This window comes from Acinetobacter sp. ANC 4169, assembly GCF_002135355.1.
GTDB lineage: Bacteria > Pseudomonadota > Gammaproteobacteria > Pseudomonadales > Moraxellaceae > Acinetobacter.
Genome location: NZ_NEGE01000013.1, coordinates 59,330 through 73,357, shown reverse-complemented (window position 1 = coordinate 73,357; position 14,028 = coordinate 59,330). Strand labels below are relative to the sequence as shown.

At 41.8% G+C, this 14,028-nt stretch carries 10 protein-coding genes and 1 tRNA gene; 6 read left to right on the top strand and 5 right to left on the bottom strand.

From position 1 onward, the window contains the following. Positions 1–51: 51 nt before the first annotated feature. The 4 genes from B9T26_RS11190 to queA form a co-directional block, all read right to left on the bottom strand. Positions 52–942, bottom strand: a complete 891-nt coding sequence (locus tag B9T26_RS11190; protein WP_086199775.1) for a DUF4303 domain-containing protein — start codon at positions 940–942, stop codon at positions 52–54. Positions 943–1,043: 101 nt separating this feature from the next. Then, complete coding sequence (locus B9T26_RS11185) at positions 1,044–1,610, bottom strand: LemA family protein (protein ID WP_086199774.1); 567 nt, start codon at positions 1,608–1,610, stop codon at positions 1,044–1,046. 28 nt (positions 1,611–1,638) lie between these two features. Continuing rightward, positions 1,639–2,667, bottom strand: a complete 1,029-nt coding sequence (locus tag B9T26_RS11180) for a hypothetical protein (protein WP_086199773.1) — start codon at positions 2,665–2,667, stop codon at positions 1,639–1,641. A 26-nt stretch (positions 2,668–2,693) separates the two neighbouring features. Continuing rightward, positions 2,694–3,731, bottom strand: a complete 1,038-nt coding sequence (gene queA, locus B9T26_RS11175) for a tRNA preQ1(34) S-adenosylmethionine ribosyltransferase-isomerase QueA (protein WP_086199772.1) — start codon at positions 3,729–3,731, stop codon at positions 2,694–2,696. 194 nt (positions 3,732–3,925) lie between these two features. Between queA and B9T26_RS11170 the strand changes: the two genes are divergently transcribed. Both B9T26_RS11170 and B9T26_RS11165 read left to right on the top strand, forming a co-directional pair. Continuing rightward, positions 3,926–4,012 (top strand) — tRNA-Leu (locus tag B9T26_RS11170). Positions 4,013–4,154: 142 nt separating this feature from the next. Beyond that, on the top strand, positions 4,155–4,838 hold the full coding sequence (locus tag B9T26_RS11165; RefSeq protein ID WP_086199771.1) for a hypothetical protein: 684 nt from the start codon (positions 4,155–4,157) through the stop codon (positions 4,836–4,838). Positions 4,839–4,946: 108 nt separating this feature from the next. On the opposite strand, the gene B9T26_RS11160 is transcribed toward B9T26_RS11165, so the two are convergent. Beyond that, complete coding sequence (locus B9T26_RS11160; protein ID WP_086199770.1) at positions 4,947–7,178, bottom strand: NADP-dependent isocitrate dehydrogenase; 2,232 nt, start codon at positions 7,176–7,178, stop codon at positions 4,947–4,949. 819 nt (positions 7,179–7,997) lie between these two features. On the opposite strand from B9T26_RS11160, the gene B9T26_RS11155 reads away from it, so the two are divergent. From B9T26_RS11155 to B9T26_RS11140, 4 genes are all read left to right on the top strand, one after another. Beyond that, a complete protein-coding gene (locus B9T26_RS11155; protein WP_086199769.1) occupies positions 7,998–9,269 on the top strand; it encodes a sensor histidine kinase in 1,272 nt (423 codons plus the stop codon). A gap of 83 nt (positions 9,270–9,352) precedes the next feature. Beyond that, positions 9,353–12,112 carry a bifunctional [glutamate--ammonia ligase]-adenylyl-L-tyrosine phosphorylase/[glutamate--ammonia-ligase] adenylyltransferase gene (glnE, locus tag B9T26_RS11150; RefSeq protein WP_086199768.1) on the top strand — a complete coding sequence of 920 codons (2,760 nt, stop codon included), beginning with the start codon at positions 9,353–9,355 and terminating at the stop codon, positions 12,110–12,112. Between the two features lie 18 nt (positions 12,113–12,130). After that, positions 12,131–13,057 (top strand): branched-chain amino acid transaminase, encoded by a 927-nt coding sequence (locus tag B9T26_RS11145; protein WP_086199767.1) that lies wholly within the window; start codon positions 12,131–12,133, stop codon positions 13,055–13,057. Positions 13,058–13,138: 81 nt separating this feature from the next. Further along, positions 13,139–14,017 (top strand): ELM1/GtrOC1 family putative glycosyltransferase, encoded by an 879-nt coding sequence (locus tag B9T26_RS11140; RefSeq protein WP_086199766.1) that lies wholly within the window; start codon positions 13,139–13,141, stop codon positions 14,015–14,017. Positions 14,018–14,028: the final 11 nt, after the last annotated feature.

The window sequence follows — 14,028 nt, the reverse complement described above, 5'->3', positions numbered from 1 at the left end:
AAGTCCGCTATTTTCCTTGATTACGCACACAAACGCCAGTGTTGTCGAATTTTAACTCGATACTTTCTTTTTCACGGTATATCGGGAAAGTGATGGGGGGGGAGGTAAAGGCAGGCTATGGTTGGCATGATAGAACTGTTCAATGCGGTCTAGTATTTCCTGTTTTTCTAGGGCACAGCCATCATTTAATCCGGAATCCATTGCAGCAATAGTCTGAATCAGTTTCTGAATATAGGGATTAGTATCAATAAAAGTCGATTCTAAGGTCAGTAAATAGGCTTCCTGAGCCACTTGCAAATAATCATAAGGTTCAACTTCCACCATCTGGGCCACATCGACCAGCAAGTCTTTGTCTGCTTGGGATAATTTTTGTTTCGTCCTGGTTTTTGCAGGCAGATTTTGCGGGGCATGATGTTGAATCAGCTCGGCCAATAATAAACTGTCAACATTCAGGCTTTGCGCTGAATGCACTACTGCTTGAGGCCGATTGGGAATGCTGATAAAAAAAACGATGTTATTAATATCCAAACCATAAGAATGAGCAAGGGCTTGTTGAGCTTGCTTAAACGCAGTGATGAATAGATCTAAATTGTTTTGCCCATTGGCTTGTTCCTGTTCCAGCACAGGATTGCCAAAGATATGGGTGGTTTTTAAATAGTCCGCTAAAAGCGATTTAAATTGGGCAAAACGACTTTCTGTTGATGGAGGAGAACGATAGCGCCATTTTTTGACTGCCCACTTATCCTGCTCTGATAAATATTGAACCGTCTCTTCATGTTCGGCAAATAAACTGCGTGTTGTCGATATTGCCAGATAATCAACCAATAAATATTCATTAAAGACCAAGGCACAAGCATAAATATGATCTTCATTGTATTGATCATATAATGAGTAAAATTCTTCAATCAGCGCATCTTGCAGCAATTGTATATGTTCTAACATGGTTTTTATTCTTGTTGGTTAAGTTATATTTTTTCTAATTCTATCGGTTAACGGACTTCTTGCGCTGATATGTGAATAAGAAACGCAAAAAGTCCTGAATATTAAAAATTAGGCCGATAGTCAAAATTTTGCGTGGCAGCCAGATCGCGAAAAGGACGAATGGCTTTTTTACCCAGTGACATGGTATTGATGATGTTATTGGGAAAAACCTGAATATGGTTATTAAACAGCTCGACATTGCGGTTAAAAATGGTAATGGCAGCACCGACATTTTCATTCTGTTCTTCAATTTCATTCATCATTTTCAGATAAATTTCATCGGCTTTCAGTTCCGGATAGTTCTCCACCACGACATTTAAGCTGTGCATCACTTCCTTGTTCAAGCTTTCAATGCGCTGTAACTGGGCAACATCGGCATTGTTGAGGTTGAGATTCAAAATATTCTGGCGCAGTTCGGTCACTTTTTCTAAAGTGCCTTTTTCAAAGTTTGAATATTGTTCTACTAAGGGCTGCAAGCCATCTAGAATTTTAAGTTTCTGACGTTCATAACTGGCCACATCCGACCAGGCGCGAATAGAAGCATTGTGATGACGCACAATATTATTGCGGATCATGATACAGGCCACGACCACGGCAATAATTAAAAGAAAAAAAATCAACAGCCCCATGTATTAGTCCCCTAAAAATCAAAGATTTTTATTTTAAAAAATGTGTTAAATCACGCTGTAAGCTTTCTAGATAAGGTAATTTAAAAGTACGCAAGTGTCCACGTAATGCGGAAATATCTTGAATTTTTTTTGCCCGGCTTGAGATGCTAAATAAGTCGGCAGGCCCGAGAAAGCATAAGATCTGACTGTCGGGGTGGAAGATTAAATCGCCCTGACGCTGGGTAAAAAATTCATCCAGCTTCAGCACAAATGCGGGCGTGAGCTGTTTTGCCATTTGCATTTCATCGCTGCCAAAAATATTGAGTTTCTGATTGATTTGAATATCGCTGGTATGCCAGGGAAAATCATAAGGATAATAAAATTCTTTATTGGCCGTGGTGACAGCCAGTCCCTGTGTTTCGACATCAAAAACAAATACACCCCATAAATCTTTATGTACTTCTTTTACTTGTACTTCATTGCCGTCCTTATTGCGAACCCGGATTTCATTGACATAATGATATTGAAACACCATGACCTGATGCTGTTTATCTTCATCATCGGTCCATTGGGTGCTGGCGTAATAGGGAAAGTCATTGGCAATGCTGCCCTGATTAAAAACCGGAAACAGGCGCTTTAAATGGGCAATGAACAAGACTGGTTGCAGCGGAACGCCAATATGTTGCGGCTGTTGCTGGAAAGCAAGATTGTATTTTTTAGCAATGCTTTGCTGTTCCAGATATTCGATCACTTCATCAACGGGCTTACTTTCTTCGTAGCTGATATAAGCCCAGAAAATCATAAAAAAGCCACTGATCAGGCTGAGCTGAATCCAGATATTGCCGGGTTTAATAAAAATCAGCAGAATAAAAAAAAGTCCTACTGCTGCCAAAAGCAGCGGTAAGACATTTTCAAACTTGAGTACGATCGGGGCATTCCATGGATGCAGGGCATCTAAAATATCCTGATGCGATTGCGCCTTGCGGGCGATATCCCAAAGCCGCGCAACATTATTAAAAACCCGTTCATTTTTTTTACGTCGAATATGAATCGAATGTCTAACAGTATCGAGCGGCATGGTCTGCTTCTTTTAATGGATCAATATTAAGGCGTGATTTTATCAATCAGCATGGCATCACCATAACTGAAGAAACGGTATTTCGCTTCCACGGCATGATTATAGGCATTTAAAATATTATCACGATTTGACAACGCCGAAACCAGCATCAATAAAGTAGATTCAGGAAGATGGAAGTTGGTAATCAGACGATCGACCACTTTAAACTCGTAACCTGGATAAATGAAGATTTGGGTATCGCCAGTCCAGCCTTTCAATTCACCACCATTCGCCTGTGCAGCACTTTCGGTGGCACGGGTTGCAGTCGTGCCCACAGCAATCACTTTATTGCCACGGGCTTTGGTTTCTTTAATGAGCGCCATAGACTCGTCAGACACATCGCACCATTCACTGTGCATGATATGGTTTTCAATATCATTGGTCCGTACCGGCAGGAATGTTCCTGCACCGACATGCAAGGTCACAAAGGTTTTCTGGATGCCTTTTTGTTCCAGCTTTTTCAGCAAAGCTTCGTCAAAATGCAGGCTGGCAGTAGGAGCAGCGACACTGGCGAGTTTAGTTGGATCATTAAACACGGTTTGATAACGTACAGTATCAATGGCTTCTGCTTCACGGTTGAAATAAGGCGGAATTGGCAAAGCACCATATAGATCTAAAACATTTAAAATGGGCTGAGAAAACTCAACGATAAACAAGTTTTCATGACGACCTTTTACCGTCACTTTAACTTCATCTGGACCAATGAACAGTTCTGCACCTTCTTTCGGGGTATTGCTGGCTTTAATGTGGCAATGCGCAATGAACTTGTCCATCATGCGTTCCACCAAGACCTCAACCGCACCGCCAGTGGCACGTTTACCTTTAAGACGCGCTTTCATGACTTTGGTGTCATTTAAAACCAGTAAATCACCGGGTTCGAGTAAGTCTAGAATATCGGTAAAGTGATGGTCATGATATTGACCTGCGGCGTCGAGGTGTAATAAACGTGAAGCACTACGGGTTTCAAGAGGGTAACGGGCAATCAGCTCGTCAGGGAGATCAAAGTTAAAGTCGGAAAGTTGCATCGTCAATGTATAGAAATAAGAAAAACCTGTGCATTATAGGCCTGAAAAGGGTAAAACAGATGATATCTGATGCTTTTTAAGACAAAGTTTTTGATTTTGCTTTAAAAGTGAGCGATCGGCTAAATTAGATAATTGACAATTTCAAGTTTGATAGTAATATAGCCACCACAAGCTGATTAGCTTGCAACACCTTTCCCGAGGTGGTGAAATTGGTAGACGCGGCGGACTCAAAATCCGCTGTCAGAGATGACGTGTCGGTTCGAGTCCGACCCTCGGGACCAAAATTCTGAAGAACCCCAAGCATATTAAGTCTTGGGGTTTTTTATTGCCTGAAATAAATATTTGAATAATAAGTACTTCACATTATTAAAATCTAATGATAAATCATAGTTCTAGCTTAATAAATTGCGTAGTGATTAATAAATGGAAATGGATTGGAAGCTTGTTGCGCCGATAGCAGGGGTGGTGATAGCTATTATTACATTGTTTTTGAAAAGACATGAAATAACAAACCTTAAGCATAAAAAGATTTCAGATAGGCTTGTATCAAGTATTCAATATTTTGAGAAATATTATGAAAGTGGAAATGTTAATCAGTTAGTACTGGATAGAGCAGCGCAAGATCTTGCAAAAAGTCCGAATGTTGATCATAACTTGGTAAATAAACTAATTGAGTTTCATCAGAACTATTTAGTTAATTTTGATCATATGGTTTTTTTGTTTGATCAAGGGATTAATTATATTTCTTATACAAAAGGGCAAACATTAAATATCTCTAAAGATTTATCTGTTAAGCCATTTTTGTCTTTGAACGCCACCTTTCGGCGTTATGTATTAATAGGAGGTTATTTTGTTTTTGCTTCATTAGGCATGGTGCTTTTATTGGTGCTTGGTTATTCTAGCGGTATTCAAGTTTTTGTTAGTATTGGATTTATCTTTATTTCGGTGGTGTTTATTGCACTAGCATTACTATGCTTAGTACTTGAAGATCAACTTAAAGATGCAATTGATTTCATAAACGAAATTAATGAAGCTAACGTAAAATATAAAAATATTAAAAAACCTAAAACTATTATATTGCTAGAAAGAAATGGTAAGTCTACCTAATAAGCTTTTTTAAGATTTTTTTATTTGATATGAAATGGCAATAAATAAAAAAACCGGCGCCTAAGCACCGGTTTTTTACATCACTAACATCGTCAGTTTTGTATAAATTTAGATTGTTGCAAGAGCAGCATTCAATGTCGCACTTGGACGCATTACTGCGTTTACTTTCTCTTCATTAAGAGCGTAGTAACCACCGATATCAACTGCTTTACCTTGAACGGAAGCAAGCTCAGCAATGATTTTGTCTTCATTTTCAGCCAATGCTTTCGCAAGTGGAGCAAACTTGGCTTTCAATTCAGTATCTTCGTCTTGTGCAGTCAATGCTTCAGCCCAGTACTTAGCAAGGTAGAAGTGGCTGCCACGGTTATCTAGCTCGCCAGTACGACGTGATGGTGATTGGTCGTTGTCGAGCAATTTACCAGTCGCTTGGTCTAAAGTTTTAGCCAGCAATTTAGCGCGAGCATTGTCTTCTTTAATGCCCATTTCTTCAAGAGATACAGCCAGAGCCAAGAACTCACCTAAAGAATCCCAACGTAAGTGGTTTTCTTCTACAAGTTGTTGTACGTGTTTAGGAGCAGAACCGCCTGCACCAGTTTCGTACATGCCGCCACCAGCCATTAAAGGCACGATAGAAAGCATTTTCGCAGAAGTACCAAGCTCCATGATTGGGAACAAGTCAGTGAGGTAGTCACGTAAAATGTTACCAGTTACAGAAATAGTATCTAGACCGCGAGCAACACGTTCAAGTGTGTAACGCATCGCACGTACTTGAGACATGATTTGGATATCTAAACCGTCAGTGTCATGATCTTTAAGATATTCTTGTACCTTCTTGATCAATTCATTTTCGTGTGGACGGTATGGGTCAAGCCAGAAGATTGCAGGCATGCCAGAGTTACGTGCACGAGTTACTGCGAGTTTCACCCAGTCACGGATCGGAGCGTCTTTCACCTGACACATACGCCAGATATCGCCTTCTTCCACGTTTTGAGACATCAACACTTCACCTGTTTCAAGGTCGGTGATGTTTGCAATACCTGCTTCAGCAATTTCAAAAGTCTTGTCGTGTGAACCGTATTCTTCAGCTTTTTGCGCCATCAAACCAACGTTTGGCACAGTACCCATAGTGCGTGGGTCGAAGTTACCATTCCATTTGCAGAAATTGATCATTTCCTGGTAAATACGCGCGAAAGTAGATTCAGGCATTACTGCTTTACAGTCATAAGGTTTGCCGTCAGCACCCCACATTTTACCGCCGCCACGGATCATTGCAGGCATAGAAGCATCTACAATAACGTCGTTAGGCGAGTGGAAGTTAGTGATGCCTTTAGCAGAATCCACCATTGCAAGCGCAGGGCGGTGTTCTTGGCAAGCGTGTAAATCTTCGATGATTTCTTCACGTAAAGAAGTCGGAAGAGTTTCGATCTTCTCGTAAAGGCCAGCCATACCGTTGTTGATGTTAATGCCTAGCTCATCAAACAGTTTGCCGTGTTTTTCGAATGCGTCTTTGTAGTAAATTTTCACACAGTGACCGAATACGATCGGGTGTGAAACTTTCATCATGGTTGCTTTAACGTGCAGAGAGAACAAAATGCCTGCTTCTTTACAGTCTTCAAGTTCTTTTTCATAGAAATCGCAAAGCGCTTTCTTGCTCATGAACATTGAGTCAATGATTTCGCCGTCTAGAAGTGCTACTTTTGGCTTAAGAACGATTGTTTCACCGCTTTTAGTGATCAATTCCATTTTCACATTGCGCGCGCGGTCAAGCGTCATAGACTTTTCACCGTGGTAGAAGTCACCTTCTTCCATATGTGAAACGTGAGTTTGTGACCACTGTTTCCATTCACTCATAGAGTGCGGGTGTTTTTTCGCGTAGTTTTTAACTGCAGTGGGTGCACGACGGTCAGAGTTACCTTCACGAAGTACCGGGTTTACAGCAGAACCTAAACATTTGCTGTAACGTGCTTTGATTGCTTTTTCTTCCTCAGTCGCCGGGTTTTCCGGATAGTCAGGAAGAGCATAGCCTTTCGATTGAAGTTCCTTGATACAAGCTGTCAATTGGCCAACTGAAGCACTAATATTTGGGAGTTTAATGATATTAGTGTCTGGGTCTTGGGTAAGACGGCCAAGCTCTGCGAGGTTATTCGGTACCTTCTGCTCATCGCTTAGGAAGTCCGTAAATTCTGCAAGCACACGTACGGCCACAGAGATATCTTTTTTGACAATCTCAACGCCAGCCGGCTTGGTAAAGGTCTCAATGATCGGCAGCAGGGAGTAGGTCGCCAATAATGGCGCCTCATCGGTCAATGTGTAAATGATTTTTGACTTTCCACCAGCCATATATAGCCCCTTGCTTTGGATTGAGTTGGTTGAAACCGAGCTTTTGGCTCAGTCCAGCGAACCGGTTTGCTTAAATAAAACATTGAAAGTATCGGTGCTTATTGCACCCTAGCTAAACTGCGATATCTGTTCATATTGCTGTTTAGCTGAAAATTCGTATACATCGGTGTTGTTCACCAATACCTCTATTCTACGTGAAATTTAGCTTTTTTTCGAATTTGGGCAGGTTCATCGGCCTGGGTAAGGCTCGCATAGGCACTTCACTGCATAAAAGTTATTTTAAAGCTTTAATTTGATATTATTTATATTTATCAATATTTTAAATAATTAATGCTTTATAGGCTTGATAAAAAATAAATTGGCTCTTTCTACCGTTTTACAAACTAATTACTTAAAACATGTTGGGTATCATGGAAATAAATTATTGCTCAGTGAATACAGTGCAAATTTCTTGCTGTTCATTCGAAAAAAATTTTCATTGTCAACAGACCCTAATCTGCATTTTATTATTTTATCATCCTAAATTTAGAGGCTTTTTAGCAGCGATGGTGCCAGGACATAAAGTAACGTGAAGTGATCTTAATTTAAACCAAGCGGAGATAGCTCTGTACTTTAAGCCTATGCTAAGCGTATTGGCTCAAATAACAGCGCTATATAGAGGTAAGAGAATTAATTTTAAGTGTTAACTGACTTAATTTGTCACTTTTTATCTATTTGTGTCTTTCTTTATTGTATTAGATGTGAAAGTTTGTTAATAAAGTTGTATGTAATGGTTGGTTTTTAACGATAGGGGTAGGTACATTCTCTAGAGAGGCAAATATGGCATTGCAATTACTCGAAATAGGCACAACGACAGATCAGCTTAGTGCTTGCAGGTTATCATTATTGCTTGGCGTTTTTACCTCAAATAATCGTGTTGAAGGTTTTTTAAAGTTTGCGCGCGGCATTCTGCAGGCAGATTGCGGCATTCTGTGTTTTCATGATGAACCTTATATTTGGCATTCTTCAGCCGAAGGCTTTAAAGTATATCAAGCAAAGACCGAAGCCAATTTAGCCTCATTTTTTGCAGGCGATACTATCCTCTGTTCGCAACATCAAAACTACAGTGCTTTTTCCCAACATATTCATGATTTAGGCGTGGAGCATCGCCGTATTGTAGGTTTTGACTTAAAAATTAATAAAAAACAATCTATTGGTCAGGTTATTTTGTTTGATGACCAGCTTGATCCATTTAAAGGGAATAATCTGGAGCTGGTACATGAATTTGCCATGAGCCTGATTAGCATTATTGAGTTGCGTTCAGACTATGCTGAACTGAAAGAATTATATGAACAGCAATTGGCACTCAATTTTAGTAAAACCAAATTTTTTCAAATTATTGCCCATGATTTACGCGCTCCATTTCATGGCCTGATTGGCTTTTCGGAAGTGCTGGCACAGGAACGGGATACACTGAATGATGCAAATATTCAGGAGATTGCAGATTATTTACTGGATACTTCGCAATCGACCTATAGTCTATTGGAAAGTTTGCTGAACTGGGCGATGGCAGAAGGTGGACGCTTTGTTTACCACCCGATTAATTTTAATTTAAAACAGTCATCTACCATTGTTTATTCAGTCTTGAATAGCTTGGCAATCAAGAAAGATATTCAGCTGATTGATCAGGTGCCTGAAGATTTAAAAGTCCATGCCGATATCAATATGGTCACCTCGGTTTTGCAGAATCTGGTGTCCAATGCGTTGAAATTTACCCATATGGATGGCACTGGAAAAGTAACCATGTATGCTGAAAAATCAGCAGATTTTGTGGATATCTATATTCAGGATACCGGCTTGGGTATGACGCAAGCGCAGATTGATGAACTTTTTCAGCCTCGTTTGACTATCAGTTTTAAGGGAACGGCGGGTGAAAAAGGTACCGGGCTGGGGTTGGTGCTGTGTCAACGTTTTGTTGATTTGAATCAGGGTAAAATTTCGGTGCAATCGAAAGAAGGTGTAGGCACGATATTTAAGGTTTCTTTACCGATTGCTGACAATGATTATCAAGCCCTCTCTTTAGACCGGATGAAGCAGGCGATTACTGAATAAATCGGCACAGAACAATAAATTTCTTTTCCACTATCTCTTTTCAGCTGCTATAACTAGAAAAAAATCAGGCTGAAGGTTTTAAGATGAATGCGGAACAATTGCAGAACACATTGCGAGCGAGCCAATACGCAGAACAGGTATTGGGAAAACACAGCGCTTTATTAGAACAAGATTATGCAATTGATCAATTTCTCCTTCCTTTAACGACCACGCAAATCCAGAATTTTATTCATGACACGCTAGAGCAGATTGCAGATGAAAGTACATGGATGCATGCCATTCGTGTGCTTCGTGCGCGCTTGATGTTCCGCTGGATTTGGCAGGATGCCAATCGGCTGACCGATGTAGTCACACTGACACGTGAACTTTCCGATTTTGCCGATGCTGCTATTTGTGCAGCCAAAGATTTTGCCCGCGCTCCCTTGGTGGCCAAGCATGGTGAGCCGATCGGTTATGGCGGTGCTGTGCAGGACCTCATTGTGGTGGCCATGGGTAAACTGGGGGCGCAAGAACTTAATCTTTCAAGTGATATCGATCTTATTTTTGCCTTTGATGAACAGGGCGAAACCAATGGCCGTAAATGTATTGACGTACAGCAGTTTTGTATACTGTGGGGACAAAAACTGATTTATCTGCTCGATCATATTACTGCAGACGGTTTTGTATTCCGTGTTGATATGCGCCTGCGCCCTTGGGGAGATGGTTCTGCTCTGGCAATCAGCCACGCCGCTTTAGAAAAATATTTAAGCCAGCATGGCCGTGAATGGGAACGCTATGCCTGGATCAAGGCGCGCATTGTCACTGGCGGCAAAGAAGGGGCAGAATTGCTGGATATGACCCGGCCATTTGTTTTTCGTAAATACGTGGATTACACCGCATTTGAAGCGATGCGTGAAATGAAAGCCATGATTGAACGCGAAGTGCAACGCCGAAATATTGAAGATGATATTAAACTCGGTGCCGGCGGAATTCGGGAAGTTGAATTTATTGTTCAGGTCTTTCAGCTGATTTATGGCGGGGCAAAACTGGAGCTGCAAGATCGCCAGTGTCTGGTGAGTCTGCATCATTTGGGGGAAGTGGGACTTCTTGAGCAAAATGCCGTGCTTGAACTGGAAGATGCCTATCTGTTCCTGCGCCGTATCGAGCATGCCATTCAAGCCTTAAATGACCAGCAAACCCAGTCTTTACCGACTGAACCTGATTTACGCAACCGTATTATTGAAACCTTGGGCTTTGATAGCTGGAATCAATTTTTAGCGTTACTCAATCAAAAACGCGCCAAAGTCATTTATCAGTTTGAGCATTTAATTAAAGAAAAAGAGCCTGATCCACTGGTGGAAAGTTTTACCCAATTAGAGAAACAGTTGAATGAGGTGCTGGATGAAGATGCTAAAAAACTGGTGCATGAATTCTGGTATGGGCATGCGCTGAAAAAATTACCCGCTAAAGCGGTACAGCGTTTAAAGACGTTTTGGCCACATCTGATTGAAGCGATCTTGCAGTCGGATAAACCGCAAGTCGCACTGCTGCGCTTGATGCCTTTGGTCGAATCGGTAATGCGCCGTACCGTGTATCTGGTGATGCTGATTGAAAGCAAAGGCGCGTTACAGCGTCTGGTAAAAATGGCGACGGTGAGTCCATGGATTTGTGAGGAGCTGACGCATTATCCGGTATTGCTGGATGAATTCCTGTCGATGGATTTTGAACTGCCAAAACGTCAGGATCTGGAAGATTCACTGCGTCAACAATTGCTACGTATTGAAATTGATCAGGTTGAAGATCAAATGCGCGTGCTGCGTTTATTCAAGAAATCCAATGTTTTGGCTGTGGCTGCCAGTGATGTACTGGCGGAAAGTCCACTGATGAAAGTCTCCGATGCATTAACCGATATTGCCGAGGTATCGGTGAATGCTGCACTGAATCTCGCTTATCAAATTACCGCTAAAAAGCATGGCTATCCTTTAGATGCCGAAGGGCAACGTTGTTCACTCGATCATATGGCTTTTGCGGTTGCAGGTTATGGCAAATTAGGTGGTATTGAGCTGGGTTATGGCTCGGATCTGGATCTGGTATTTATCCATTATATGAGCGAGCAGGGCGATACTGACGGGATCAAGCAGATTAGCGGTTTTGAGTTTGCCATGCGCGTCGCACAAAAATTCATGTCGCTGATGACCACGCAAACCTTAGATGGGCGCGTTTATGAAATTGATACCCGCTTACGTCCATCGGGTGAGGCGGGACTTCTGGTGACAAGCCTCAAAGCCTTTGAACAATATCAATTAAAAAGTGCCTGGGTGTGGGAACATCAGGCGCTGGTTCGTGCCCGATCAATTGCAGGGGATACTTCACTGCGAGAAAAATTTGAAGATTTACGTTGCCGGATTTTGACTCAACCTCGGGATGAGGCGAATGTTCGTGCAGAAGTGCTAAAAATGCGCCAGAAGATGAAAGACCATCTTGGTTCTTCCAAAGAGCAGCAAAAAGATGGGATTTTTCATTTAAAACAGGATGCAGGTGGTATCGTTGATATCGAATTTATGGCACAGTATGCGGTATTAGCATGGAGTGGGTCGAATCCTGATCTCGCCCATTACTCCGACAACGTACGAATCCTTGAGGATGCCGCAAAAACGGATCGCTTATCCAGCGCCGATGCGACAGCATTGATTCAAGCTTATCTCCGTGAACGAGCCGAGAGCCATCGTTTAGCCCTTGCGAATCAATCCATGCAAGTTGCAGCTGACGACTGGCACGATACCCGAAAGGTCGTTTGCAAGTTATGGCAAAGATTAATTGATCCAACTGCAACTTTTGCGTTGGATAGAAATGACTGTGTATAAAAATTTGGAGTGTGTGCCATGAACTTGGCTGATCGTGATGGTTTTATTTGGCAAGATGGACAAATGGTTGACTGGCGTGAGGCGAAAATCCACGTCCTAACTCATACATTACATTACAGTATGGGTGTCTTTGAGGGTGTCCGTGCTTATGAAACACCAAATGGTACCGCGATTTTCCGTCTCCAAGATCATACAAAACGTTTGCTTAACTCTGCAAAAATTTATCAAATGAAGGTTCCATTTGATCAAGCGGCACTTGAGCAAGCTCAAATTGATGTAGTGCGTGAAAATAAATTAGCTTCATGCTATTTGCGTCCAATTATCTTTATCGGTTCGGAAAAACTCGGTATTGCTGCAACCAATAATACCATTCATGCCACTGTAGCGGCATGGGGCTGGGGTGCTTACCTAGGTGAAGAAGCAATGGCGAAAGGTATTCGCGTGAAAACTTCTTCATTCACTCACCACCATCCAAACGTGACCATGTGTAAGGCAAAAGCGTCTGGTAACTATACCTTGTCTATTCTTGCGCATCAGGAAGTGGCACATTCGGGTTATGACGAAGCGATGTTGATGGATCCGCAAGGCTATGTATGTCAAGGTTCTGGCGAAAACGTATTCTTGGTGAAAGATGGGGTATTACATACGCCTGATATCGCTGGCGGTGCTTTAGACGGTATTACCCGTCAAACCATCATTACCATTGCCAAAGACTTGGGGTATGAAGTGGTTGAACGCCGTATTACCCGTGACGAATTCTATATCGGTGATGAAGCATTCTTCACCGGTACTGCCGCTGAAGTGACGCCTATCCGTGAATATGATGACCGTATCATTGGTGAAGGCTGTCGTGGTCCAATTACGACAAAAATCCAGAAAGCATTCTTTGATGCAGTTCAGGGTAAAGATCCTAAATATGCACACTGGTTAACTTACGTAAAATAAGTTGATCGGTTAAGATGAGAAGGCGGAACGAAAGTTTCGCCTTTTTTTATTGCTTTAGGCTGTGAAAGGAAACAATACAACATGCATATTGTCTACGTCAGTGATGGTAAAGCCGGACACCGTTCGCAAGCAGTCGGTTTATATAAGGCGATGCAGCGCATAAGCAATAGCGAAGTGACTTTTCAGGAAATATCCATTCAGCAGTTGCCAATTTTCACGCTGTTAAAAGGCATGTTGAGTCATCAATTGGCGCTGTTTGAACAAAAGCCGGATTATATTTTTGGCGTAGGTAGCCATACCCAATCACGGGTTTTACTGCTGGGGAAAGTATATCCGCAGGCGAAAACGGTTATTTTAATGAAACCGAATTTTCCTTTCAGCTGGTTTGATTATGCAATTATTCCTGAGCATGATGGCGTAGCTGAATCCAGGCAGGTCATCACTACCCAAGGCGCTTTAAACCCGATTGTCAATGAACAGCGTCATCAAGCCAATCGGATATTGATTGCTTTAGGGGGTTCTTCTAAACGCCATCAGTGGAATGAAACTAAGGTGCTGGAGGCAATTCAAAATATTGTGCAGCATAATCCACAAGCTGAAATTATTTTAACCACTTCGCGCCGTACCCCGAAAGAATTTCTTGGACATTTATCCGCACAGTCTTATGCAAGTCAGCTACAGATTTTTCCAGTGGAAGACACGCCACAAGGCTGGATTTTTGAGGAAATGCAAAAGGCAGAAGCGGTGTGGGTCACAGAAGACAGTGTCTCGATGATTTTTGAGGCTTTAACAGCCGGTTGTAAGGTGGGGATAATTGCGATAGACCGTTTGAAATCTGATAGAATCACCACGTTGTTAGATCAGCTTTTATCGACATCGTCCGATAAAACCCATCATAATCTATTGAATTTAAAACTGAATGAAGCAACCCGAGTTGCTGATATATTATTGAAAACATAGAGTTGTTTCTT

Excerpts from the sequence above, each read along its gene's own strand:
- B9T26_RS11190 (WP_086199775.1), bottom strand. The coding sequence starts at position 942 with ATGTTAGAACATATACAATTGCTGCAAGATGCGCTGATTGAAGAATTT.
- B9T26_RS11185 (WP_086199774.1), bottom strand. The coding sequence starts at position 1,610 with ATGGGGCTGTTGATTTTTTTTCTTTTAATTATTGCCGTGGTCGTGGCC.
- B9T26_RS11180 (WP_086199773.1), bottom strand. The coding sequence starts at position 2,667 with ATGCCGCTCGATACTGTTAGACATTCGATTCATATTCGACGTAAAAAA.
- queA (WP_086199772.1), bottom strand. The coding sequence starts at position 3,731 with ATGCAACTTTCCGACTTTAACTTTGATCTCCCTGACGAGCTGATTGCC.
- B9T26_RS11165 (WP_086199771.1), top strand. The coding sequence starts at position 4,155 with ATGGAAATGGATTGGAAGCTTGTTGCGCCGATAGCAGGGGTGGTGATA.
- B9T26_RS11160 (WP_086199770.1), bottom strand. The coding sequence starts at position 7,178 with ATGGCTGGTGGAAAGTCAAAAATCATTTACACATTGACCGATGAGGCG.
- B9T26_RS11155 (WP_086199769.1), top strand. The coding sequence starts at position 7,998 with ATGGCATTGCAATTACTCGAAATAGGCACAACGACAGATCAGCTTAGT.
- glnE (WP_086199768.1), top strand. The coding sequence starts at position 9,353 with ATGAATGCGGAACAATTGCAGAACACATTGCGAGCGAGCCAATACGCA.
- B9T26_RS11145 (WP_086199767.1), top strand. The coding sequence starts at position 12,131 with ATGAACTTGGCTGATCGTGATGGTTTTATTTGGCAAGATGGACAAATG.
- B9T26_RS11140 (WP_086199766.1), top strand. The coding sequence starts at position 13,139 with ATGCATATTGTCTACGTCAGTGATGGTAAAGCCGGACACCGTTCGCAA.